This window comes from Streptomyces calidiresistens (assembly GCF_014141525.1).
GTDB lineage: Bacteria > Actinomycetota > Actinomycetes > Streptomycetales > Streptomycetaceae > Streptomyces > Streptomyces calidiresistens.
In genome coordinates this window covers 1-1,277 of record NZ_VKHS01001153.1, presented here as the reverse complement: position 1 = coordinate 1,277, position 1,277 = coordinate 1, and the positions used below count along the sequence as shown (strand labels likewise).

Annotated in this window: 1 protein-coding gene; it reads right to left on the bottom strand. The window is 74.9% G+C overall.

From position 1 onward, the window contains the following. Nucleotides 1-1,090: DNA polymerase IV (locus FOE67_RS26050; RefSeq protein ID WP_182667280.1), on the bottom strand; the 1,090-nt coding region annotated here is incomplete at its 3' end. Between the last annotated feature and the right edge of the window lie 187 nt (nucleotides 1,091-1,277).

Below are 1,277 nucleotides of genomic sequence, written 5' to 3'. Positions count from 1 at the left end.
GGGCGGAGGGAGCGGACGGGGGGATCAGCGAGAAGAGATCCTCCTGGGTGAACCCGGTCAGCCCGCTCAGACCCACGCCCAGCAGCCGCACCCCCTCGCCGATGCCCACGGCGGCCAGCAGGCGGGTGGCGGAGTCCCGCACCACGGCGGGGTCGTCGGTGGCCCCGCGCAGGGTTTCCGATCGGGTCAGCGTCGTGAAGTCGTGGAAGCGGATTTTCAGCACGACGGTGCGCGCCGAGCGGCCGGCCTCCCGCAGGCGGCGGACCGCCCGGTCCGCCAGGCGGACCGTCTCGGCGTGGAGGCGGGCGCGGTCGGTGAGATCCTCGTCGAAGGTGTCCTCCGAGGAGATCGACTTCGCGTCGCGCTCCGCCACCACGGGGCGCTCGTCGTGCCCCGCGGCCATGGCGTGGACGGCGGCGCCGTGGGCGCGGCCCAGCAGCCGGATCAGTTCCTGCTCGCCGGCGCGGACCGCGTCGCCGGCGGTGACGATGCCCGCCCGGCGCAGCGTGTCCCCGGTCACCGGTCCCACCCCGGGCAGGATCCGGATCGGCAGGGGTTCCAGGAAGGCCTGTTCCGTGCCCGGGGGGATGATCGCCAGGCCGTTGGGCTTGGCCTGCTCGGAGGCGATCTTGGCGAGCATCTTGGAGCCGGCGAGGCCCACCGAGGCGCTCAGCCCGGTACGGGCGCGGATGCGGGCGCGCACGCCCTCGCCGATGGCACGCGCGCCCTTGTCGTCCGGTGGGTCGGGAGCGGCGGCCAGGTCCACGAAGGCCTCGTCCAGGCTGAGCGGCTCCACCAGGGGGGAGAGTTCGCCCAGCATCCCCATCACCATCGAGCTGATCTCGCGGTAGAAGGGGAAGCGGGGGGCGAGGTAGGCGGCGTGCGGGCAGAGCCGGCGGGCCCGGGCGGTCGGCATGGCGGAGCGCACGCCGTGCCGGCGGGCCTCGTAGGAGGCGGTGGCCACCACCCCCCGGGGGCCGAGTCCGCCCACCACCACCGGACGACCGCGGAGGCTGGGTTTGGAGGCCTGCTCCACCGAGGCGTAGAAGGCGTCCATGTCCAGGTGCAGAACGGTGGGATGCTCCCGCACGGGCCACACCTCCCCTCACCGGTCCCCGATGGCTCCTCGGCGGTTCCGTCCGACCGACCCGCCGCGGGGTGGGCGCCGGGCGACGCGCTCCGGGGAACCCTCGACCGACACCCCGGAGGGAACGCGCGTTCGAGTATCCCCCGGGGCACCGACAGGGACGGGGAAGCCCGGGGAGGGATACCGGGGG